This window comes from Metallosphaera cuprina Ar-4 (genome assembly GCF_000204925.1).
In the GTDB taxonomy this organism is placed as follows: Archaea; Thermoproteota; Thermoprotei_A; order Sulfolobales; family Sulfolobaceae; genus Metallosphaera; species Metallosphaera cuprina.
Map to the genome: position 1 here is coordinate 1,017,503 of NC_015435.1, position 22,511 is coordinate 1,040,013.

Annotated in this window: 23 protein-coding genes; 11 read left to right on the forward strand and 12 right to left on the reverse strand. The window is 46.5% G+C overall.

Going from position 1 to position 22,511, the window contains the following annotated elements; translation table 11 throughout:
* The first annotated feature begins 13 nt into the window (after positions 1 to 13).
* Positions 14 to 391 (forward strand): hypothetical protein, encoded by a 378-nt coding sequence (locus MCUP_RS05320; protein WP_013737736.1) that lies wholly within the window; start codon positions 14 to 16, stop codon positions 389 to 391.
* Here MCUP_RS05320 and crn1 read toward each other — a convergent pair.
* The 12 genes from crn1 to MCUP_RS05375 form a co-directional block, all read right to left on the reverse strand.
* Positions 383 to 949 (reverse strand): CRISPR-associated ring nuclease Crn1, encoded by a 567-nt coding sequence (gene crn1 / locus MCUP_RS05325; protein ID WP_013737737.1) that lies wholly within the window; start codon positions 947 to 949, stop codon positions 383 to 385. The genes MCUP_RS05320 and crn1 overlap by 9 nt on opposite strands.
* Positions 950 to 1,311: 362 nt before the next feature.
* A complete protein-coding gene (locus MCUP_RS05330; protein WP_013737738.1) occupies positions 1,312 to 2,217 on the reverse strand; it encodes a hypothetical protein in 906 nt (301 codons plus the stop codon).
* 6 nt (positions 2,218 to 2,223) lie between these two features.
* The gene (locus MCUP_RS05335) at positions 2,224 to 3,030 is read right to left on the reverse strand and encodes an RAMP superfamily CRISPR-associated protein (protein WP_013737739.1); all 807 of its coding nucleotides are present in this window, start codon (positions 3,028 to 3,030) and stop codon (positions 2,224 to 2,226) included.
* The gene (locus tag MCUP_RS05340; protein WP_013737740.1) at positions 3,027 to 4,028 is read right to left on the reverse strand and encodes a hypothetical protein; all 1,002 of its coding nucleotides are present in this window, start codon (positions 4,026 to 4,028) and stop codon (positions 3,027 to 3,029) included. Before MCUP_RS05340 ends, MCUP_RS05335 begins: the two co-directional genes overlap by 4 nt.
* Positions 4,025 to 4,714, reverse strand: coding sequence for an RAMP superfamily CRISPR-associated protein (locus MCUP_RS05345; RefSeq protein ID WP_013737741.1), 690 nt, complete (start codon positions 4,712 to 4,714; stop codon positions 4,025 to 4,027). The genes MCUP_RS05340 and MCUP_RS05345 overlap by 4 nt, the downstream gene beginning before the upstream one ends.
* Positions 4,711 to 7,512 (reverse strand): HD domain-containing protein, encoded by a 2,802-nt coding sequence (locus MCUP_RS05350; protein ID WP_013737742.1) that lies wholly within the window; start codon positions 7,510 to 7,512, stop codon positions 4,711 to 4,713. The genes MCUP_RS05345 and MCUP_RS05350 overlap by 4 nt, the downstream gene beginning before the upstream one ends.
* Before the next feature lie 6 nt (positions 7,513 to 7,518).
* Complete coding sequence (locus MCUP_RS10180) at positions 7,519 to 7,653, reverse strand: hypothetical protein (protein WP_258167288.1); 135 nt, start codon at positions 7,651 to 7,653, stop codon at positions 7,519 to 7,521.
* 13 nt (positions 7,654 to 7,666) lie between these two features.
* A complete protein-coding gene (locus MCUP_RS05355; RefSeq protein WP_048057513.1) occupies positions 7,667 to 8,554 on the reverse strand; it encodes an RAMP superfamily CRISPR-associated protein in 888 nt (295 codons plus the stop codon).
* A 2-nt stretch (positions 8,555 to 8,556) separates the two neighbouring features.
* A complete protein-coding gene (csx7, locus tag MCUP_RS05360; protein ID WP_013737746.1) occupies positions 8,557 to 9,366 on the reverse strand; it encodes a type III CRISPR-associated RAMP protein Csx7 in 810 nt (269 codons plus the stop codon).
* Positions 9,367 to 9,379: 13 nt separating this feature from the next.
* Positions 9,380 to 10,153 (reverse strand): type III CRISPR-associated RAMP protein Csx7, encoded by a 774-nt coding sequence (csx7, locus tag MCUP_RS05365; protein WP_048057514.1) that lies wholly within the window; start codon positions 10,151 to 10,153, stop codon positions 9,380 to 9,382.
* Between the two features lie 5 nt (positions 10,154 to 10,158).
* A complete protein-coding gene (locus MCUP_RS05370) occupies positions 10,159 to 10,770 on the reverse strand; it encodes a hypothetical protein (RefSeq protein ID WP_048057515.1) in 612 nt (203 codons plus the stop codon).
* 77 nt (positions 10,771 to 10,847) lie between these two features.
* A complete protein-coding gene (locus tag MCUP_RS05375) occupies positions 10,848 to 11,234 on the reverse strand; it encodes a hypothetical protein (protein ID WP_048057516.1) in 387 nt (128 codons plus the stop codon).
* Between the two features lie 1,530 nt (positions 11,235 to 12,764).
* Between MCUP_RS05375 and cas6 the strand changes: the two genes are divergently transcribed.
* From cas6 to MCUP_RS05425, 10 genes are read left to right on the forward strand one after another with little or no spacing between them, the layout of a single operon-like run.
* Positions 12,765 to 13,664 carry a CRISPR system precrRNA processing endoribonuclease RAMP protein Cas6 gene (cas6, locus tag MCUP_RS05380; RefSeq protein ID WP_013737751.1) on the forward strand — a complete coding sequence of 300 codons (900 nt, stop codon included), beginning with the start codon at positions 12,765 to 12,767 and terminating at the stop codon, positions 13,662 to 13,664.
* A gap of 46 nt (positions 13,665 to 13,710) precedes the next feature.
* Positions 13,711 to 14,343 carry a CRISPR-associated CARF protein Csa3 gene (gene csa3, locus MCUP_RS05385; protein ID WP_013737752.1) on the forward strand — a complete coding sequence of 211 codons (633 nt, stop codon included), beginning with the start codon at positions 13,711 to 13,713 and terminating at the stop codon, positions 14,341 to 14,343.
* Positions 14,344 to 14,396: 53 nt separating this feature from the next.
* On the forward strand, positions 14,397 to 14,786 hold the full coding sequence (gene csa5 / locus MCUP_RS05390; protein ID WP_148230908.1) for a type I-A CRISPR-associated protein Csa5: 390 nt from the start codon (positions 14,397 to 14,399) through the stop codon (positions 14,784 to 14,786).
* Positions 14,783 to 15,781 carry a type I-A CRISPR-associated protein Cas7/Csa2 gene (gene cas7a / locus MCUP_RS05395; protein WP_013737754.1) on the forward strand — a complete coding sequence of 333 codons (999 nt, stop codon included), beginning with the start codon at positions 14,783 to 14,785 and terminating at the stop codon, positions 15,779 to 15,781. Before csa5 ends, cas7a begins: the two co-directional genes overlap by 4 nt.
* 14 nt (positions 15,782 to 15,795) lie before the next feature.
* Positions 15,796 to 16,542 carry a type I-A CRISPR-associated protein Cas5a gene (cas5a, locus tag MCUP_RS05400; protein ID WP_013737755.1) on the forward strand — a complete coding sequence of 249 codons (747 nt, stop codon included), beginning with the start codon at positions 15,796 to 15,798 and terminating at the stop codon, positions 16,540 to 16,542.
* Entirely contained in the window at positions 16,517 to 18,031 is a 1,515-nt protein-coding gene (gene cas3 / locus MCUP_RS05405) for a CRISPR-associated helicase Cas3' (protein WP_048057517.1), read from the forward strand. The genes cas5a and cas3 overlap by 26 nt, the downstream gene beginning before the upstream one ends.
* Positions 18,028 to 18,825 carry a CRISPR-associated endonuclease Cas3'' gene (locus MCUP_RS05410; protein ID WP_013737757.1) on the forward strand — a complete coding sequence of 266 codons (798 nt, stop codon included), beginning with the start codon at positions 18,028 to 18,030 and terminating at the stop codon, positions 18,823 to 18,825. The genes cas3 and MCUP_RS05410 overlap by 4 nt, the downstream gene beginning before the upstream one ends.
* Positions 18,815 to 19,870 (forward strand): type I-A CRISPR-associated protein CsaX, encoded by a 1,056-nt coding sequence (gene csaX, locus MCUP_RS05415; protein WP_013737758.1) that lies wholly within the window; start codon positions 18,815 to 18,817, stop codon positions 19,868 to 19,870. The genes MCUP_RS05410 and csaX overlap by 11 nt, the downstream gene beginning before the upstream one ends.
* 23 nt (positions 19,871 to 19,893) lie before the next feature.
* A complete protein-coding gene (locus MCUP_RS05420) occupies positions 19,894 to 20,901 on the forward strand; it encodes a DNA double-strand break repair nuclease NurA (protein ID WP_013737759.1) in 1,008 nt (335 codons plus the stop codon).
* 13 nt (positions 20,902 to 20,914) lie between these two features.
* On the forward strand, positions 20,915 to 22,510 hold the full coding sequence (locus tag MCUP_RS05425; protein ID WP_013737760.1) for an ATP-binding protein: 1,596 nt from the start codon (positions 20,915 to 20,917) through the stop codon (positions 22,508 to 22,510).
* Position 22,511: the final 1 nt, after the last annotated feature.

Here is a 22,511-nt window from a genome sequence, read left to right on the forward strand (position 1 = left end):
TGATTCGTTAGGTGTGCTCAAGAGAGACCGTTCGGAAGAGGTCGTTAGGAGGAACATGGAGGACCTATCCCAGGAGGTGCTTTTCGTCAAGGTTGGAGAGGGGATATACGTCAGCAGGAACCCCTTCTACGACGTTCTGGTCAACGACGTTTTAATTCACTGCATGAGGCACTGCGTGAAGGGTGGGTGTGTGATATATAAGGTCAGCTACGATAGGGTGGAGCACTGCGAGAGGGTTAACCTTAAGGAAAGGTTTAAGGTGAAGGAGGTAATTAAGGTGGCTAAATCCCCTATATCTATTAACGCGATGAGGGAGGTTAAAGGGTTGGAGGAGGCCGTGAGGAGGATAGTCAAGAGGATGAACGAGGGGTTACCTGAGTGTTTAGGTTAGAACGACTGTCCTGCAGTCCTTAGAGAGGAGCTCACAGAAGTTCAGGTTTGACTTTGCGGCCGGCTCACAGTTTCCTCTTCCGGCTTCAGAGAGCTCGCGTTCCATACCCCTAAACTTGGAGATTAGGTTGCTTATCCTTGAGTACTCGCTCTGTGGGATGATCGAGGTGACAACGTGGGCTTTCCCCTTAGTCATGGCCGAGATGGCTGCTGCGGCGCTCATGGCCTTCCTCCCACCTGTTATGTCAACGTAATCTCCATCATTTATGACGGAGCTAATCTTCTGCTTAAAGGTTACGAAGTCCTCCCTGGAGTATATGTCCTTTATGTTCAAAGGGATATCGACCAGTTCAACTTTGACGGATTCGCAACAGGGAGAAATTGCCTTAATTAGGCTCCAGGCGAAGTTCACAGCCTCATCGTCAGTCCTTATCACGTAGATGTGGTCTATTTTCACAGGGTGAGGGTCCTCAGCTTCGTAGTTTCCTCTGATCAAGTTTAGGTAGGTCTCGATCACTCCTCCAGGAGTTGTACCCAAGGTCGATATTAACTTTACCATAAGGAGTAATGAATGAACCGGGTAAAAAGGAGTTGCGGTCTTCTCACCTCTCGGTTCCAATGGAGTTGAGATGGTCTAGTTTTCTCAGTTTTTTCAAGGTGAGGACTTGATTGAATTTAAGCTCTAGTTGCTCCCCTCATCGCCCTCTATGGCCTGAGCCTCAAGTCCTCAGAGTTGGCTCAAATCACGTGAGGTTGGAACTCGCTCTTGAGGGAGACCTGGGGTCTCGCGGACGAACGCCGCGCAGTTCTCTGAGGGACAGGAAGTGGAGCTCGATTTCCACCGCGTGATGATCTTAACGAGTTTAGGTAAACTCTAGATAGAGGTTGGAATGAAACGTTGAGGAGGGCCCTGAACGCCGCTTAAACTAGCCTCTCCACCTCTATTAGGCTAGGTTGAACCGGGATGGTCCTCCCCCCGGCCTTGTCTATCGTTAGGAACCCTGGCCTCCTTATCAAGATCGTGGCAGCCCTCCTCTCGAAAACGTTGAGGAGGGAACCTCTGAACCTGACCGACTCCCAACTGCTCTCTTCATCCCCAGCGAAGTCTAAGAACTTAGAGACGTTCTCCCTGAACTTCTCCGCTCTCACATCGGAGAGTATTTGAAAGACGTCCAGAGGTTCCCTCACTTCGCCCTCTATGTGTTCCTCGTCTTCAGAGATGTGTTCTCCCTCATTCAGGTTCCAAACGCGTTCGTAACCTGAGGATACGGCAAGGAGCCTCCTCTCGATCTCCCTAACCGTCTCGTCCAGGCCGCTCGCCTCAGGGTTCCTATCGTAGAGCTTATAGGCCTCTAGGTAACCTCTAGCCAGATCGTTCAGCTCGTTTAGCTCCCTGTCGTTGAGAGAGGAGATGAACCTCTGGTACAGTCCCTCCCCTCTAGATCTGTCCTTGAGGAACAGGTAATCCGTAGCCTTAAACTGCTTCACCTCCTCGTCCCTTAAGTAACTCATCATCTCCCCTTCGTCCTTGAAGGTCTTTATCACCTTCACTGCCATGTCCAGGACCCCTATAGAGACGCCCGAGGTGAAGGGAAAGCTCTCGTAATACATGAAGGAGAAACCCAAGCACCTCCTCAGGTCCTCACACCCCTTCGGGACGCTCAGAACGTAAGTGACGGGCTCCTCACCTTTCCTGTCCTCTCCAATAACGTAATCCACCCTCGGGTCTGAGGTCTCAACGTACGTGAAGTCCCAAACCTTGAACTGGTTCTTCCTCAAGGAGAGCGCTAAGGAGTATAAGGTCTCGTGGTACTTATCTAGAAACATAGCCCTTCAAGCTAAAAATTTCTGAAGCTTTAACGTTTCCTGTTCGGTAAGTTTGACCTCCGTGACTAAACTGTCTTTTAGATTTAGAACGGCCCAGGACCTTTTGGACTTACCTGCCCCTATGGGGACTCCGACGTCGATGGAGAAACGTAGGGTAGAACGCCAGAGTTCAATCGCTGAGTTTGGGACTCTCCTCATGTTAACCCTCACCCTGACCTGCCTGGGGTAGATCACCTCCTCTACGAAGAGAGCTTGTTCCTCCGACTTTCTGGTCGCCCTGTTTATCGAGACCTTGTTTACTAGCCCTGACTTAACTTCCTTGTTGGACATGACGCTGTCTGAGAAAACGAGAGCTCCAGCGAAGTAAGGGGAGCCGTAGAGCCTGTTTAATGGATCTAGATATGAGATTACGATAGGCACTATAGCCTCTTCCAGTTCCTCTCTTGAAGATCTGTCGAACACCACCTTATCCCTTATTATTGGACCTACTCCTTCCGCCTCCTCCGCAAAGCCAACTTCTTTTAGCTCATCCTCAATCTTGTTTGTGAGGTCGAAGATCGTCTTCTCATTGAACTCTTTACTCACATCTGGATCTCTTAGGACATTCCTCACCTTCTCAACAACTGAATCGAAGCTCTTCTCTTTCCTCGCCAGGCTTTGAACCACCTCGGAGGTCCTCCTGAACGCCCCCTTCCACGTGGAGTAAGGAATTATGAACAGATCCCCATACTTGAGCATCTCCAGCTCGTTCCCGTAGGAGCGTGTACCCACCCTAACTTCGTCCACGTTGAAGATCAGGTCGAAAACCCTCATGTTTTCACCTTATTTAATAGATCATTAAGGTCTTTAATCTTTATCAACATGTTTAGCCCGGCTGGCCAGAGCTCCTTTAACTCGTACGTTCTCTTCACCTTGATTATCGTCCCCTCGTTTAAGACCCTTAAGATGGGTTTCAACCCACCTCTCTTTCCCTTATCCCAGGTGTACCAAGAGACGTAAACGCCAGTGGAACCCCTTATCTCCTCACTCTCTATGTAGGTCTTTCCCATAAAGGAGGGAAGGCAGGGGGTCAGACAGTAACCCACGTCTCCCTCACCTGGTGTCTCAAGGTCAACTTCCCTTACGAACTGGACCTTCCCCAGTCCTAAGCCCCTCGACGAGTTTCTCCCAACCTTTATCTGCTCTACATTTCCAACGGTATGGAAACCGGCTTTGGAGAGGACCCAAAGCTCATTGAATCGCTTGACCTCATAGGCGAACAACATGTTTGTCTTGCTCGACCCGGAGGCTTTGCTTATCCCTACGTTCGTTTGCACTAAGGTCTCCATGTTGACTCTCACGTATTTGTGAACGGACGAGGTCTTGGAGAACTTTACGATATCGCCAACCTTAGGTTTGAGGTCAGGCACCCTTCTTTCATTGCTACCACTTTTCGGCTCGGTGCTGCCTCCCTGCAGACACTCCTCATCCTCAATTTTCTCAAGGGCCTCCTTAGTCTCCTTCAAAACCTCACTGTAGCTCGAGTTCCTCCACTTCTCTAAAGCGTTAGGGATCTCGAAGTAACACCTTATCTTTCTACCCCCCGCTGGGGAGAGCGCATGGGAAGGGGCAGAGCCTATCGGAAAGGCTGGAGAGAAGTGGAATTCCTCGAGTTCCTCGTCGCTTTTCCCTTTTTGCACTAGAGGGTAAAGGAAGGCTCCCCTTATCGTAGTGCTGGGTATGAAGTCCTTATCGGAGCTGTAGAAGTTGCCCGCCTTCCTTAGACCCACCGCTGCGTAATCCAGTTTTATTTTGTACAGGTCGAACTTCATAGTCCGTCACCCTCAGTCATCCATGATTTCAATGCCTTTATGAGCTTCTTCGTTAGTTCACCACAGGAGGTACAGAGTTGATTTTCATCGTTCAATAGTCTCAAGTCCACCATCCCACCTCTTCCAACCCTATATAACCTCAAGTAGTAAAGGGATAGGAGAACCATAAGCAGATCCTTTTCATCATTTGAGTTTAGTTCTATCCGAAACTTGAACACCGTGCCCGGTCTGTAGACCTCTTGAGTGAATAGGGATCCCTTCTCTGAAGTTTGCGTACTGTCGTTTATCTTAACTCTAGTGAGGGTGTAGCGCTCAACTTTCTCCAACCTATCTGATACTTCGAGGTGAACGCTGACCTTTCCTCTACCCTGCGCGTTGGGGGAGGGAAAGCCGAAGAGCGAACACACGTCACACGTCCCTTTCTTATCATTCGCGTGAGCTACGCTTATGAACGCCGGGTCTATCTCCCCACAGGATGTTAACATCTCTTTGTTCTCCTTTCTCAGTTCTTCCTTTAGCTCCTCCTCCCACTCCTTGATGGCCAAGTGTAAGGAGGTCCTCATCACTCCCTTTAAAGTCGATCCTGGAAAGATCAACTTAGTCATAGGTATGTCCGCGCTTTCGAGCCCCGACGTCCCTCCAATCGTGAGGGAGCTCAAGTTCTTTACCTCTACGTTTAGGATCATCTTCTCAACCCTCCTCTAAAGGATTTGGAAACGTTAAGCATGTCCAGAAGCGGGAAGTTACACTCCTCCTGTTTGGTGAGGCAAATGCGTACCTTAGCGTCTCTCAGTAAGAGCTCCATTAAGGAACGAACCTTCTCGTCCTCGTTCCTAGCCCTCTCCCTGATCATGTAAACTATTAGGAACTTAGGGTCTCCTCCCTTAGATCTGAAGTACTGAGAGACCAAGTCCTCTAAAGTCCTTATCACATCCATTACGTGTTCAACCCTCTCTTCGTTAACGCCTTCTGCTGGTGCTTTATCAAGGAGAGATGAGTAGAGCTCTCCCACCGCTTTGTATATTTCCCTCGTTTCTTCCTCGGATGTTTTGCGGTCCCCTACGTTAAGGATCAGCTTAACCGCTTTCCTCAAGTTGATCTCGTCGTCTCCCTCAAGTTTATTTTTCACCCTCAATATCGATTTGTATAGGTTTAGCGTGGTGTCAAAGCTCTCGGGGGTGATGATAGAGGTGGTCAGGGCTATTCCAAGGCTGTTTTCGCTCTTCTCTCCCCCGATCTTCGCCTTCTCCATGACCTCCTCAACCGATTCGATGGCAAACTGGACAGGATGTTTGGGTTTGATCAGCACTAGACCGCCCTTAAACTTGAATTTAGACTTCTCACTGATCTTCTTAATGAAGCTTAACGAGAACGGGACTGAGATCATCCCAGGCATGAAGATCAAACCTTCGTCCCCTCCCAGGTACATCACTCCCGACAGTATCCTAGCCGCTAAATGCTTTCCTACCTTATTTGAGTCGGCGCAGATCATGTCCTTTAGAGACCCGTCTGCATCACTTGGGTCAATGCTGACCAGGTCCTTTAGAGACTCGTAGAACCCTTGCTTTATCGCGTAGTCCATGCTGTAACTTAAGTCTAAGTACATCCCGTAGGTTATCACCCTGGAGTAAACCTTAGACGCATCGTTAGCGTCGAACTTTAGAACGCCTATGAAAGGTGGATTTATGACGTCCTCGTTAGAGTTATCCTCTGGAGGTTTATTGTATCCAGAAATGAATTCCATAGCGTACTCATCTACTTTGCCGCTGAAACAGTTTTGTGGTGTTAAGACCGTCCCTCCCACAACGTAAGTTGCCGTCACCTTGTTGTGAAATCCCTTAAGGTCGGAGATGCTCCTCACCGCAGCGCATCTGGTGCACAGTTTATCATCTCTCTTCACGGCTGGTCTCAGACCGCAGTTTGAACAAATTTCTTTAGGCTCGTAACTGTACGCTCTCTCCTCCCACCTCACTTTGGATCTGTCCATCATTTGCTCCTTCAGGTGCTCCCATATCTCATCGTATCTCACTGACTTGTATTTCACATCTTTAACTATCATGGGCGTGTGGTAAACGCCGAGCGAAACGTCAAGAGTCGAGAGCAGATCTAAACTCAAGATCTCCTTCTTCACCTCCTCAGCGAGGTTTTCATACGATCTGAAAGCTATCATTGCGTGACCTCCGTACCCCGAGAGCAGTGCCTCAAGGGGTAAGTAATTCTTCTTTCCCTTCTGGGTGATCATGTAATCGATTACAATGAAAGGTAGTGTAGAAACTAAGAAATCGACTAGAAAGCTTGCAGTGGACATGTCCTTAAGCTTAGGGAAGGATGATATGAACTTCTGGATTCCCAAGAAGTCTATGTACATCAAGGTTAAAACGGGACTCCCCTTGGGTTGAGCCGTTTTAGTCTTCTCCGACTTTGAGGAGATCCTATCGTACAGTTTATCGTACAACATAGTGGTTAGCTCTTTATACTCATTTTCTTTGAGTTCATCGAAGCAATCGTATTGACGTGGTTTGTCGTAACACTCGGGCAAGTCCGACTTGCCTTTTTCTTCCAGCCACCTTTTTACATCTTGATCGTTGTTTAGTATGTCTTTCACAAGATCAGATAACCTATCTATAGAGGCTGCCAAGTCATCAGCTTCGTCTAGGTAACCACCACCCTGATGATGACTGCTAGCCTTCCCTCTAGCGTGTTCTAGCTGATTTAAAAAGTCACTGTGGATATCGTTTTTAACCTTATTAAGAATGTTATTGAAGAATTCATTGGTTCCCTGCACGTGCTCTTTGTAGTTTTTAACTTTGCCTATATCGTGAAGAACTGCAGCTAACCTAATGGCTGGTAAATCGTAACTATCCTCTTGAATACCCCAGGCTATCAGGGAGGTCAAGGTCATGTGAGATAGGACCGAGCTCAGGTTATACCCAGGCCTTGTGTCCGCCGGAACGTTCTTCAAGCTCTCGTAGATCTCAGCTAGACTCTCTCTGAACTCCTTGGAGTATATGTAGGATAGGATATCGTTTAAGGCTCTGTTCTCACTTGAGTTCTCTTCCTCACCTGTTATTAAATTCAAAACGTTCTCTAGTGAGTTCTCGCCCTCACTTAGGTCCGTCTTCTTAAGTCTGCTATAGATTTTCCCGCTAAGATCAGGATCTAAGTGTCTCTTTAAGACGTAAGTTATCAAATAGTTGAAACTGTTGAGGATGGGCTCGTTTCCTCTCTCGTTAGCTTTTGACTCAGACAGGTTAACGTAACCTATCATCATTGGGAAATTGAATATCCCCACAACGAGCTCTGAGAGGATCTTTAGCTTAATGTTCTGATCTATAGGTTTATCGTCAAGTTGTATCTTATCAACTCTTTTTATTAACTCGATGAAGATATTTTCTATCTTATCCACAATTTCGTTCATATTCTCCGGTTTCTCATCGTTTATTACTATGACGTCTTTTTCAACTGGAGAGAATATACCTCTCATCCTCTATCACCCGTGCTTTTCACCTTCGCTCTCTATTTTGACCAATTCACCATTTTTCTTTATCAAGTGATCTCCCTTCTTGCACTCTTCGTCCTTGAGTATTGAAAGGGACCTCGAGAAGCAGATCGTCAAGTTACTCACTTCCAGTCCTCCCTTATATCTTTGGTTTATACTTTGAAACGAAATCTTTGATATTCTTACAAACGTCACTATTATTTTTTATTTTAAACCTTACTCTACCAAAGTTCTGATTTCTGTACTTGAATCTTCCGAGAAGGATGTCCCTATACTCCTCCTCATCGTTTTTGCACCTAATTCCCATACCGTAGTAAACTGCACCCTTATCTATTCCGTTACCACGAATTACAATAAAACCCTCAAATACTGCACCTTTTTTAACCAACTCGTACTCTCCCCCTTTTTTCTTCGTTTCGAAATCTTCATTACCGATTTTCTCAGAGACTACATAAGAGTTAGGGTCTGAAGTGAGGATGGCGTCGGAGAACGATACCCTGCTCGCCAAACCCGTGTTACCAAAGAGGTCGCAAACTAGGCAGATTTCACCTTTATTAAATGAATCTTCAGAGAAGTCCTCCGATCTCCCTTGTTCATTAGGATTGAATGTTCTATTATATTTTTTACTATACTCTGATTTTTTATTCTGTCCTGAGGACGTGTCGGTGACAATATGGCAGGTGTTGTTTAAGGACTCTTCCAATCTAGCCCTCACCGCTCCCTTGATCGTTCCTCCAGGGATAACATACTTATCACCTGCCCTGGAAAAGGCCTGTTTAATTAAAATGGCGTTGTCTAAATTGTTAAATACCCTTTTATTATTGCTCAAAAAGCCAGTTATTATATCATTAGCTAGTTTACTCCCGGCAGTGAGTTTATTTTTATTTATGATCTCTATTTCCTTACCTCTCCCCACGTGTAGGAATTTTGACATGACCGTTATTGTATATTCTATAATCTCAGGGAAATGTTCGTTTCTAGGAGTAAATTTTCCGCTATTTTCATTTTGGGAATCGAACCCGTTCATCCTTAATTACCTCGTTCTGAAGCCTTGTACTTTTCAAATAATCTAATCCACTCTGCTCTTACTTTGTCACTTATATTAACCCCTATATCTGAGTCAACTGGACTATCCCAACTTCCTTTCTTTAACGTCATTGTTAAGTTCTTAAAAGAGATGAAACCGAAACCTCTGCTCTTATTACCTCCAATCTGAAACAGGTGGTTATTTATTCTCTCCATGACCTCTAGAAGATAACCCAGTGCGTAGTTGGGCAAGTTATATGTGTAGAGAGTGAAGTTGAAGGTAGATCCCGGCTCTACGTACTCGAGTGTAACTAGTGCTCCACTTGATACGGAACCTGTTTTCCTGTTTATTGCTATCATAGGCCTGGTTCCTAGTTTGTAGTTTTTAGCTAGAGAGTCCATGAATCTAGTTTGTCCTATAATGGATTGCGTGCCGAATATCTTACAGTTTAAGCAAGTGTTATGAAACACTAATTTCACGGCGTTCTCTATATCCATATTAGCTAAGTATTCATTAAGATCATTATATTTTTTAGATTTTGAAAGACAATTTTCATCACTCAGACCGGGACATACCTCAATTCCTTTATGCTTAGCTATGATTTCACCCGCAGATCTAAACATTCCCTTCCATGAGCTACCAGGAATTATTGGAACTCCATCAACGTTCTTAATCACTTCCTTGACACGACCCTTACCTCCTTCACTGATAAGTAGCGGAGAATCGGCCACAACCTCTGCCTTGAACTCTACTATTCTCATTATTATGTCCTTTCTAACTATTAGGTAATTCATCAAATTATTGCTGCTCATCAATTTTCTCCTCCTATCCTTTATTAATTACCTCTTTAAACTCCATATCAACCCACTCTCCTTTATCTGCTTTATAAGACCTTATCTTGGGCTGCTCTAGCTTAATGAAACCTGCACCTACGCTTTTCCTACCTCCTATGAAAATCCCCTCAGTTAAGGACCTCAAAACGAAGACGATTCCCTTCCTCACCTGTTTCCTCCAATCATCGTCTTCTTTCTCCAAGTTAACGTTGTAAATCAGGGACTTAAACTTGAACTTAGCCCCAGGGGAGATATAGTCAAAGGTGAACAGACTACCCGGGTTCTGGCCTCCAAACACCCTGTTTATTGCCACGGACGTGTAGTTTTCTATCTTAAAGTTGCCTTCGACTTCTGCGTCAAATACATACATCCTTGCAGAAACGTCTATGTAACCGAAGATTATGCAGGGAATGCAAAAGTAGCCATCCTTATCAGGTCCAGGACAGCTGGTGAGGTCCTGTAAGTCATTGTTGTGTTCTGCTTTTTTAATGTCCTGTTGAGTGTAAACTTTCTTGTACTTTTCTTCACTAAAAAGGTTATCCACGTTAGCTTCCAAAAGTGACCTAAGGGCTCCCTTTAGGCTGCTCCCTGGAATGTATGGTTTATCGTTTCTCCTTATTATTGGATTGTCAGAAGTCTCCATAAAAGATGAGGAAGCCTTTCCTGATCCTATCCTCAACCGAGTTTCGTTCACTAAATAACCAGTTATCTCGTAAACTGACCTGATTGAGTCCAGATCGTAACAAACACGTTTAGTCGAACTCATGATGATCAACCATTACCTGTTTGAGTGGCCTTCGCTTGACTTTGTTCAGGATCGTTTTGATTTATAATTTTCTCTACAAACGTATCAAAAGTTAATTTGTAGCATTCTTCTGTAGCTTTCCTTAGCTGTTTTTCTTCACTATCCTGTGTTCCTTCAGCATTCTGCTCTTGCTGAGCTGTTCCTCTATTACCTTCAGCATTCTGCTCTTGCTGAGCTGTTCCTCTATTACCTTCAGCATTCTGCTCTTGCTGAGCTGTTCCTCTATTACCTTCAGCATTCTGCTCTTGCTGAGCTGTTCCTCTATTACTTTTTTTAACATTTAAACTCTCATAGAGCCACTTTATATACCCCAAGAATTTCTTTACTTTCTCAACTCTTTCGTCTTCGTTTTGACAAGATTTTCCTATATCTAGAATAGTTTTCACTATCTCGTCTCTTATCTGATGATCAATTACGCCTCTACCTGCTTGTCTTATGATTAAGAGCTCCAATTCTTTAATATTCCTATTGTTCTGAATGAACGTTAGCATATTATTAATCTGAGTACTCTCGAATCTTCCGAGTGAGGCCAGACATGCCACTACAGCTCCCCTATTTAGTAAGAAGTCATCGTCCATTTTGGGGGTGGAAGTAGCGTTAGGATTTGAACCGGGGGTTGACGAGGATGACAAATAAAAACACCATAATTAGATCATTATTTCTTATTAATATTCTTTGAGGTTTCCAATCCGACCGTGGCCTTTACGAGAGATTCGACACTTCTAATATTATAACATTGACTCATGCTTTGGTATGCCCACTTTACGTCCCTAACGAACTCTTTGACGTTTACTTTACCTTTTATCTTTTCCAACTTTTCTACTAAACTTCTAACCGCACCTATGCCCTTTGAATTAGGGCCACATTGTCTACTTTTACCGGTTGCCCAAATTATTAGTATCTCAAATAGAGTCAAATCTCCATTTCTCTCGACATTGTTTAGAATTAATTCAATTACCGAACGGTTGAAGCATCGCTTTAAATTGCACGCAACTTCAACAGCGAAGTCCACAAAGTCCTTACTCTCTTCTACAGCGGACATTAAAATTTATCTCGTGGCGTAGTTTTTAAGTCTTTTGGAATTAATGAAAGCAATTGAGTTTTACGTCGCTTAATTTCCTAATTAACGAAGTCTTCCTCATGGGCGCTCTGAACGCTTTCTTAACGTAACGAATCCCCTTTGATTTCGCATTACCTAAGCGTTGATCTAGAGCGGTCCTTAAAGGCGGTGAACGCTTGAACGTACCAGAGGGATAATCCTGATACGGAGTAACAGAACGTTAACCTTTCACGGACGATTCGGTCTAAAACTATTCGTCTCCAGGTTTAGGGCATCTCATCAGAGACTCGAAGCCTAGCTAAAGGGTACTAAAGGCTGTAGCGATCCTCTTAGGTCATTTAGAGTAGGTGGACTGGAAGAAGCAACTCTAGATCTAACTTATCTAGATAGAGTCTTTAACTTTTTTAGTCTAATAAGAATCCACCGCTAAACCTAGTTGAGCCGATAACTAACCTTACGATACTCCCAAGTGAGTCCCTTCTCTAAACGAGTCTTTTGAACGAGTCCCTTTTTCTCCAGGCCTCCGAGCGAGCTCTTAGCCTAGTTGAGTGGCATCCTACTAGGGAATATGAGCAGCTAAGAGGTCCGCCACGGTTTCGAGCGAACGGATGCGTGGTCCCTGATCGATAGCTCGAACCGGTCACCTAGATGTGATCGTTGACCTCCATGACTTAATGGAACTCCGCCTTGTTACGACCCTAACTGTCCCATCTTGAAACGTTAGCTCGCTTAGACCTCGCGTTACCGTTAGGGTGAGACGCGAGATCTTGGACTTAAGTCAGGTAAGGACGCGAAGGTAAGGGACTGAGGCTCAGCTACGGCTGAACCCCCCTTTTAACGAAGGCGTTGGACACGAACCCTCAGAGGTCTTCAAGGTACTCAATTCAATCTGAGAGCTTCCTTTCCGGATTGTGGAGTCGATCTACATCCTTTTGCGAAAAGGTGGAGCTCCATTACTTCCCGCTTAAAAGGATGAGAGCCCTCTTGACCTCTCATGAAGGGAACGTATCGTAATCTTCCCAGAGCATCCTATTGATCGTGAGGTCGGGTCCCAAGCGTCTCTCTCCTGATGAGCCTGGAGATTCCTAACCTTCTATGAGGTCCTCCATACCCTTAGAGCCCAAACCTCCTTACAGTGGACGTTACGTTCGTTACTGAGTTCAAGAACTGGATCTACACCCTAGCGTCGTGCTCCCCTTACGTTCGTTGTGAAACGCTTCTCTCTCAGGAAGGAGAACGATCTATCAATTGATGAATAAAATTTTGAAATTCAATGACCTCACGGGCGTCGCGTAAACCCCACAAGGGGACTCTACGCCAAACCCTCTTACGAATCTTGTGGCGGAAACCCTAACGAGTTCAACTCAGGGAGGCGAACCTTCGGTTCAACAGGAGCTCGCTTGATCTAGATGGCTCTCACCTGTACGCTCACTCGCCACGTCAACTAATCGATCGTCCTCTCATAAACTTAAAAGTGAGGAGCGAAGAATTGATAAACGAGAATGTGAACTGATGGCAAATGTGGAGTTGAACGTGATGCAAATAGTCAGGTTAAACTTCTCCGTTAGGCCTCTGCGCGACGTTGTGCTTCCACCTATGACCTCTAAGGTCGTGAAGTACCTGATCCTATCCGAGAAGGTGCTCCCCTTCGTAAAGGACCTTGTTGAATCGAAGAGGAAGCAGAAACCTCTTTTCATTTCCAACTTAGGGTTGAACGGGAAGAGGTTGTACTCTACCGAAGAGATGATAAGGAGAGGCGATGTAATAAAGGTTAAGGCTTTCACCAAAATGAGCGCGTCCGTTTCCTTTCCGATGATGGGGGAAATAATGAACATGGGAGGAGGTAGGGTCTCCACTCCCTATGGGGATTTCGAGATCCTCCTCGAGTCGATAAACGTATTTAACGGATTCAATAGCGACGTCGAGGGTAAAAACTTAAAGGTCAGGATTGTGACTCCCGCCCTCCTCTCATCAAAGATTTACCTTCCTCCCTTCCTCGAGAGGTACAGGAAGGCGAAGGTAGGACTATCCCTAATACCCTCCCCTGGTCTCCTCGTTGCGTCAGCCTACAGGACCTACTTGGGGCTGTTGGGAAGCACTGAAAACGAGGAGGAGGACCTCAAAAGCTTTAAGTTGACGGTATTAGTGAACGGATTATCCAAGGTGGTCGACTTCGAGCTCAAGCCTGTGACCGTAATAATAGGGGAGGACGACAAGGGGAGGCTCAGGAAGAGCAGAGGAGTGGAGGGGTGGATTATGTTTGACGTGACTGGCAAACTGAAGAGGGCCGTAGCGAAGTACCTGTCAGTGGCTTCCTATTTGGGGGTAGGGAAGAGCAGGGGGATAGGACTGGGAGAGATTAAGCTGGACTTGGTGGACAGAAGCAAGGTCGAGCAGGAGGGCTCTAATTGAGACGCATTATAGGTTATTTTTTATCTCTCATTTGTGAAAGTTCTCCGTGGCTTGTTTAATATCCTCGATTGGGTTCGACGAGAAGTTCCTAGTTAGGAGCTTCCTGAGGAGGGGAAGGCAGCAGGTCGATTACGTCCTCGTGGTTAAACCGTCCACTGAGAACGAGAAGACGGAGAAGGCGATAAGCTCGTTGAGGAGGCTTCTCGATGAGGCTCACGTGAGCCTAGAGGTTCTACAGGTTGATCACATGAACTTCCCGATCGCGGTCAGTAACGTCATGACGTGGTTGAGGAAATCCTCCTACGTTGACTACATTCTCAACCTATCGAGCGGTATGAGGCTCGTGAACATTGAGATTTTGACGGCGTTCCTCCTTCTTAGACTCGACGCTGAAGTGGAGGTGGAGCCCGAATCCCTTCAGGACGTAGTGAGTTTCAGGGTGAGCGACATGATGGGCTACGCCGTGGACAGCACAGACTTGAAAATCTTGAGCGCTATTCAAAAAGGTGAAAATAAGATAGCCTTAATCTCGAAGAAGTTGAAAATTCCCAACGCAACGGTGTGGAGGAGGGTGAAAGAGTTGGAGAAGAACGGTTTCCTTTCCTCTTCTGATGATAGGCTAGTGCTCAAGAACAAGGGAATCATCTTTCTAAATTTCTCACGTAATTCGCAACTATGAAATACATTTACCTACCATAACGCTTAAATAGTAGTGTCGAGATTACTATGTTGATGAGTTCAAATCTTGAGTTCACAATAAAGAAGGTGGCCAACCTCTTGGCTGCCGTGTCAATATACGCGGAGTCCCCCACTTTTTTAGATAGGATATCCAACGCGTTATCTAAGGAGGCCGTAGTGAAGGTAATAGGTGAGAGCGAAAGGATATTAAACGTGGGGCTAAACAACAAGGAAATAAATAAGCTACCTGGGGAAAAACCCCAGATCTCCATAAAGGTATCTAAGGACGGTGAGAAAACGGTTATAATATACGGAGACCTCCCCACACCATACGATGTGGAACAGTTCATACACGATGTGGAGAACAACATCTACCTAGCCAGAAAGGCTGGGGCCTTGGCCATGGCTACAGTAAACAACGCTTTAGTCAGGGTGGGACAATGATATCTGGAAGCGTTAGGTTCTTGGTTAACGTGGAGTCCCTTAACGGAGTGGAGTCTGTAGGGAACTTAACTAGACACAGGACCGCACCTATCGTGACTAAGACTGGTGGAGAGTACGTAATAAGGTACGTGCCGGTGATATCAGGGGAATCGATAGCTCACGCCTATCAGATGGCTCTTGTTGACATGGCAGACAAGTTGAAGTTACCGGTGACAGCTAGGACCAGACAGGGGGAGCTCATAAAGTTCTCAGATGATGATATGCTAGAAGCGGAGGGCATAAGTCCACCTAAGAAGGAGGGAAAGACGCTCAACGACGCGAGAAGATTTGAAGTTGACGTTATGCTTAAAGACTTAGTAGCTGACGTCGGCGGGTTCATGTACGCAGGGGGCAATCCAGTTAGGAGAAGCTCAAAGTTCTCCGTTGGTTACATGATCCCGGTCTTAGGTAATGGGGACATCCCAGCTCAACTTGAGGCACAGTTCCACGTTAGGTACTCCTCCAGCAAAATGGAGAATCAAGCCATATTCAACGTTGAGGTGGGCTCAGCCCTTTACACGTTGAGTTTCATGCTTGATGAGGAGAAAGTTGCGGTGCCTTCGAATCCCGGTCCTCAAGTTGAGGGAGAGAAGAGATTACAGGAGCAGAAGATGAATAGGGTGGAGGCTGCAATCAAATCGCTTTACACTGTCCTCACTGGAAACTTTGGAGGTAAGAGATCTAGGTTCCTCCCGTCCATGGAACTTAAGTCGGCGGTGGTTACCGTAACGGACTTCCCGTTCATTACTGAACCAGGGCACTCTAACGATTACATAAGCCTGACCGGAGATAGAGTCAAAAAGGCTAAAGACGTTCTGGGAGGTAAAAGGGTTTTGACTTACGCCATTGACAGGGAGGGACTTAACTTGGGGAGCGCCGAGAGGATTTCAGACCCGGAGGACATGATAAGGAGATTGCTTGAGGAGGCCAAAAAGTCACTTGAAAACGTCAAGTAATTAGAGATGGGATTTTGACTCTCACCTTCTCTAAAGTGAAGGTAAGACTGCACTGGGGTTTCTCCGTCGCTTACCCAGCCACCTCTAAGGCAAAGAGATCAACTATCTTGCCTCCACCCACCACCTTGATCGGAGCGCTCAGCTACGGGGAGTACAGAGGTGTAGACTCGCTGGATTTCCCGTCCTCTCCAGCAGAGGCTTTCAATAGCGAGTCCAAGGCGTCCTCTCAACCCGAGAAGGTGATTTGCGCAGCCGCCAGGTTCGATGACGATAGCGCTGTAACTTACTCTGAGGATGTGATAAGGAACGTAACAAGTTACTTTCAAAAACCGGAAAGGAGGAATGATGAGAGGTACATTTTCAACATAGTTCCTACAGGGAAGGTTTACGGACCTAACGCTACGCTCAGACTGGTTTACGTTACTACCATACCTCCGGACAAGCTGTACAGGTTGAGCTGGTCAATAGTCAGGTTAGGGTCTAAAGAAGGGTTGGTCAGCGTTGAGGATGTTGAGGTGGGAGAGGCGAAGGAGACGAGCGGTAACCTGGAGACCAAGTACTACTTCCCAGAGACCGTGGAGCATAAGACCGGTCCCGTGGTCTTAGCGAACTTCTGGAAAGGTGGATTCGTGTGGGGAGAAAAGGTTGAATCGGTGAGATACGTTATTCCTCTAAATCCCTTTCCAATATCAAGTACCTCAATTGAGGTTAACGCGAAGAGGGCTTACGAGGTGGGTGGAGAGTACGTCGTCGTTGAGTGACATTTATAAGGATATATGCTCCAAAGAAAACGTAGAACCTAGAGATAAGATAACGGAAACGCTGGATGAGATCGAGAACGGGCACTCCGTGATTTTAACCGCCCCCACGGGTTACGGTAAAACTTCGATAACTAAGGCCCTAGCTGTCGCTGCCGTTCAAGGGAACGATAACTTCGACAGAGTGATTCACGTGCTGCCCTATAGGAGCATCGTTCAGGACCTTACGGCTAAGCTCAGGTACAGTTTGGCTAAGATCGGTCTAAATCAAGATCTCGTAGGAGCACAGGACATGGACTTTCACGATTCGCCATACTTCCTACTTAAGGCTAACGTGACTACTTTGGACACCTTCGTGTTAAACCTTTTCAAACTTCCAGTGGCTGAGATCGACAGAGGCTTGAACGGTTTGGGGACGCACTTCGAGGTTCCACGAGGGGCCATATACTCCTCGATCGTAGTGTTTGACGAATTTCACCTCTTCTCGGAGGACGGGAAACCGCTAACCTCTGCCATTGCGTCCTTGAAGTCCTTAGGGTCCATGGGCGTACCTTTCATCATAGCTACCGCAACGATGCCTGATAGCGTGAAGTCCTTGATAAAGGAGTCCTTGATAAAGGAGGGAGTGAGCTTAACCGAAGTGAACGTGATTGACTCCCCAGTTAAAAGGTCAATCGACATAAGGTTTGAAAGCGATTTACCTCGGATAGACACGGAGAAAAGGACCTTGATAGTGTTCAACACTAGGACGGAAGCCATTAACGCCTACCGCAAACTCAAGGGTCTAGGTTACTCCCCCCTGTTGATACACTCAAAGTTCAGCTCACGCGATAGGGTAGAAAAGGTCAACAAGATTGTCAATAGAAACGAGCAGGCTAAGCTAGTCATCTCAACTCAGGTCATAGAAGCTGGGGTGGACGTGTCTTTCGACACGTTGATCACGGAAGCCGCGCCTCTACCCAACTTGATACAGCGAGCTGGTAGAGTGGCAAGGTATGGAGGGGAAGGTGAAGTGATAATCATACCCTTTATGGGGAAGGTTTATGAAAGGAGTGAGGTTGATCAAGCCGTGAAGTTAATTGAGGAAAATAATGTAATAGATCATAGCCTTATGCAATTTTACAAAGTTAATGTAGATGTAGATCCCTCCCTTAGGACTTCGTTAAACATGATAGATGATGTGGCTCTTTACACATCTGGGGCAACCACTGAGCTCCTTGAAGAAGTCTGTTCGTTAACAAGGGATGTATCTCTAGTCATGGGCTTTCCACACGGATGTACGTCTCCAGAGTGCGCGGTTCCATTAACGGATCAGGAGGCGAAAGATTTGATAAACGCAGGTAATATGATTGTAAAGAACGGTCAATTCATGCACCCTTCTCAAGCTAGACTAAAAAGTTTGAAAGACTGCCTCCCGCTTCAGTTCCTCAAGTTAGGGATAGATGGAGTTGTCATAGAAAGCTACGACAAGGAGGAGGGTGCGATCATATGAGAGGTGTAAACTCCATGAAACCGTGTGCGTTCGTTAACCAAACGCTGAGGGATCATTCTTTAGGCTCGTTGTCGAACGTTGACGCTGTGTTTAAAGACGGCTACTTCAAGACCGTGAAGAGGAGGATGGACCGGTTCATGCAACACTCTTTGAAATCTGGTCGAGTTGAGGAGGCTGACGTTAGAACGATCCAGGGAATGAGTTGGGAGAGGTGGAGGGACTTAATCAGGTTCCTAACTGCGATACACGATATAGGTAAGGCTGATGATTATTATCAGAAAAAATTTAACGATAGCTGTGAGGCTTCAAAAAGCAGCTTTAGGCTTCACGAGGTGAGCGGCGCTCTAGTTCTCTTCAATGCTAAGTGGAATAGCAACTTAGTGAAGCTTTGGTCAATCCTGGCCATACTTAATCACTTGAACGCAATTAGAACGGTAAGCAACTTAAAAGGTTATGAAGGCGAGATAAAACCTGAAATGCTCAAGTTAAAGAATTACGGATCAGTTTTGGTCTCAGACCCTCAAATCTCATCCCTAATTAGGAAGGTTACTGGAGTGGTGGATAACGTGAGTCCTGTTGACTACGATAAATCTAACTTCCAGGAAATGAAGCACTGGGTCGAATTTATGGCGACAAAGCCATTGGCAAAGCCTTACATTCTGTTACTCTTTCCTATAATAATAGGAGATAACCTGGACAGCTCACAGAACAGGTCGAAAGACGAAACCTCAAGGAATAAATCAAGGTTCATTCAATCACTTCAGAACATGAAGGTGATAGTAGTTGACCATTAAAATAAACATGCAAGGGATCTTTGGAGACTTTTACGTAATGACCTTCGCGACTCTAGCGGGGGGACGGAGAACAGAGACGGGTGTAGAGATAGAAGATGAAAATTTCGTTGACGTGATCAGGATCGCTAAGGAGGTGGCCGAGGTGAAGGAAGAGAGGAGGAAAAACCCGAAAAAGCAGGAGCCTATAATGATACTCCCAATGAGTGGTAACGACAAGAAACCCTTCGAAAAGGTTCTCAGATGTTTAAACATACCGACTCAATCTACGATCTCCGAGATATTGAGTAAAGTGAACGTCGATATGGCGGAAAAGTGTGAAAAGGTGAGCGCAATGTCTTTCATAAAGCCCGACATGTATGAGTACGGCAGAGTGCCGGGTTATGAGGAGGGGAAGAACCAGAGTAGGAAAAGCGAGATCAAAATAGACGCCCTGTACTTGATAACGTCTGTAGCCGGATGGGTCTTAAGTAGGTTGGGTGAGGCCTCTAGCGAAGGAAGTAGGGTAGGCGTTCACATCTTCCCCATTGACGTCTCTCAGTCATTCCACAATTTACCTGTATTGATGGAGAAGGTAGATAGGATCCCCGGACTCTACCCTACCACCGCCTTCCTACTTTGGCTCTCCTACCAAATGATCAAGAATGGGGCTTTGATAACTGACGCGATGCAGATTTACACTATGTCCGACGCTGGAGGTATGAGTCCCGCAACAGTCAAAGAGGGATACAGGGTGAGCCTCGAGAGGATAGTAAACAGATTGAATGGGAAATTAGGCAATGACCAAAATTATTTAGAGAGGTTAACAAGTGACGCAATGTCCCCTAAATCAGAGACCAGGTCTTTCTCCATCAGAGTGTGCAACCTTCTGTACGAGGTGATCATGGGATCTAAAAGAGAGACTGACTTACTGTACTTCGCTAACAGGGAGCTTTACTCTATTAACGTGACTAAGTCGGATGAGAGTTCGAAAGACCTTAAGGAGAAAAACAAACTTGAGGTTTACAGGGCTGCCTCAAAACTAGCCTATAAATTTGCAGGGCAGTAATTTCAGCTCATGGTGGGTTTAAATTGGAGGGTCACGAGTTCATAAGGGAGCTTTTCTTTACCCTCTCTAAGGTTAAGGGCCGTAGTCCCTTTCTGGGAGTAAGTCAAGAGAGCCCGAGTGAGGCCGGCTCTTTAACCGTAGAAGGAGAGCTAGAATCCTGCGATCCTTTACTCAAGTTCTCGTACCTAGATTCGTCCGCCAAAACTGTGAGCGTAAGGGGAGCTAACGTCTACATAGCCTCCCTTTACGGAAACATGGAGGGGAAACACTTCACCATCCCGGCTCAAGCTGAGTTCCCCTTCGTTGCGATTAAGGGATCTGAGGACGTTGTAAAGGAGATAAAGAGCTCCCCTATCTCAAACCTAGTCAGAACGGAGAACGTTAACGGTGTCCCTTACGACGAGAACTACAAGGACGATAACATATTGGACGAGCTGAGGATCTCATTGGAGAACTACTTCATTAATCGAGCTGGGATCACCATAGTGGATGGACCGGTTTATCCTGGTCCCTACCTACCCCTTGTGGGGGAACCCTACGCGTCAGCCTTCGAGAGGCTCATTAAGGAGAGAAAGAAGGACTCTCTGATAGGGATTGTGAAGAGGTTGAACTTCTCAAGGAAGTTGATGAGAGTGGACGGGTTGTGGAAACTGGGAGGTAACCCAACGGATGACGTAGTGGTCATGGAGTTGGGAAAGGGGAGGACATCTTACATCACCCCAGTGTTTAGAGAGGAACTACCTCTCTCTGATTCTAAGTTGGAGAGGTTCATGGTCTACGTTAAGGTCAGGGACTCGGTGTTTAGAGTTGAGAGCCAAGATAGGGGACTGCTTTGTAGGGGGGTATCAACTGCCTTGAGGGACGTGTCGTATAGGGGTATACCAACCTTCATCGAGGTGGCGGACAGGCTGGCGAGGAAGCTGAGCGCCTCCGCCTTCATCCTCTCCTTCTCGTACGCCAAGTCCTTAATCGGCGTGACCTACGATGACTGGAACACGTTCACCTTAGCTAACTTGGAGGTTTCGAATTAGATTAGGTGATGAGATGGAAGATTTGAACATGGTGGAGGAGGCTAAGATTAGGGCGAGTAGGTTCGGTGAGGTCGTGGGCCTGGTCAGTAGGGTGTCTACAATATCTCATGGAATTGAAAACAACCAGATCAGGGCTGAGATATCCTACGACGTCTACCTGAAGAGGAAGTTCGTGATAGGAACTTACGTTGGTATATCCCTCCTAGTTCCCAGGACCCTAATGCTCGGGAGGATAATAGCGCTGGAGAGGTCAGACATCCTCTCCATAACCAAGGTGCCGGCCCTCTCTCCGAGCGTGGACCCTACAGGGATAACCACACCTCTCTCTTTAACCATTGAGTTGCTCTCCGAGAAGGTTGGGGATGAGGTAGTTCCCCCATCCTCCCCGGTCGACCCTCAAAGTCCTCTATTCTTCCCTAACAAGGAGTTCGTCAAGGAGATGCTAGGGCTTAACGTGAGGGGTTTGAGCATAGGTAAGCTCATCGAGGGGTACAAGGAGATGGACGTTGATGTACCGCTTACCGAGGAGATGTTGAGACATCACGTGCTGGTTGTAGGCACGACGGGTGCAGGAAAGACTAACCTGCTCAAGCTCATCATATCGAGGAGCGAGGTGCCTGCGCTGGCCTTCGATCTCCAAGGGGATTACATAAGGTTGATAGCGGAGCTTGGAGGGAACGTGCTAGTTCCAGTCACGGTGGACTACGCAAGTGGGGTTACGGATTTCATAAATCAGTTCTTGAGGAGAACTAACCTGCAGAGGTTTAAAATAGAGAGGATTGACGGACAGAAGGTTAAGCTTTCCGACGGGAGCGGCTCCTTCAACATGATCCTAGTTGGGTTCAGGTTACGCGATAACTATAAGGAGTTGACGTCCGTTTCGCCTTTCTTCACCTCTCAAGGGGCTTACTTCTTCAGGATCGTAACGGAGAACTGCATGGCAGCCGTGGACGAGTGGATTCAGCAATGTGAGGACGTCATGAGGGATATGTCCGTTCATTCCACCACGATGGACAACATAAAGAGGTCGGTCAGGATGCTTGAGGACACTGGGATATTAGACGTAACGATAAGGGAGGGGACCAGGCGGTTCACACTCGGCGAACCTAACTACGAAGAGCTTCTGACTGGAAAGTCGGTCATGGACTTGAGGTGGGCCCTTGAGAGGGGAGTCTCGAGCGCCACTGTGTCAGCCTTCCTGACGATAGCGAAGGTGTTCAACATAATAGACCAGAGGTACAAAAATAACGGTAGAGAGACCCCGTTCCTATTGATTTTTGACGAGGCCCACGAGTACTTCCCGCAGGCGAGAAAGGAGGAGGATAAGGAGGGCTTGGAGAGGTTAATCAATAAGATACTTAGGCTAGGTAGGGTTAGAGGGATGGGAACTATACTGGCGACGCACAGACCAACGGACTTGAACGACCTCATCCTCACGCTCACGAACACCAAGGTGGCGATGAGGGCGGATGAGGACGCGCTGGAGAAGATAGGCATGGACGATTACGCAAACTTACTCCAGGCCTCACCACCTGGATACGCTGTGATGAGGAGTTTCTCACTTAGGGTGAAGGAATTGATATTCAGAACTGAGAAGCTCCAGTCGTGAG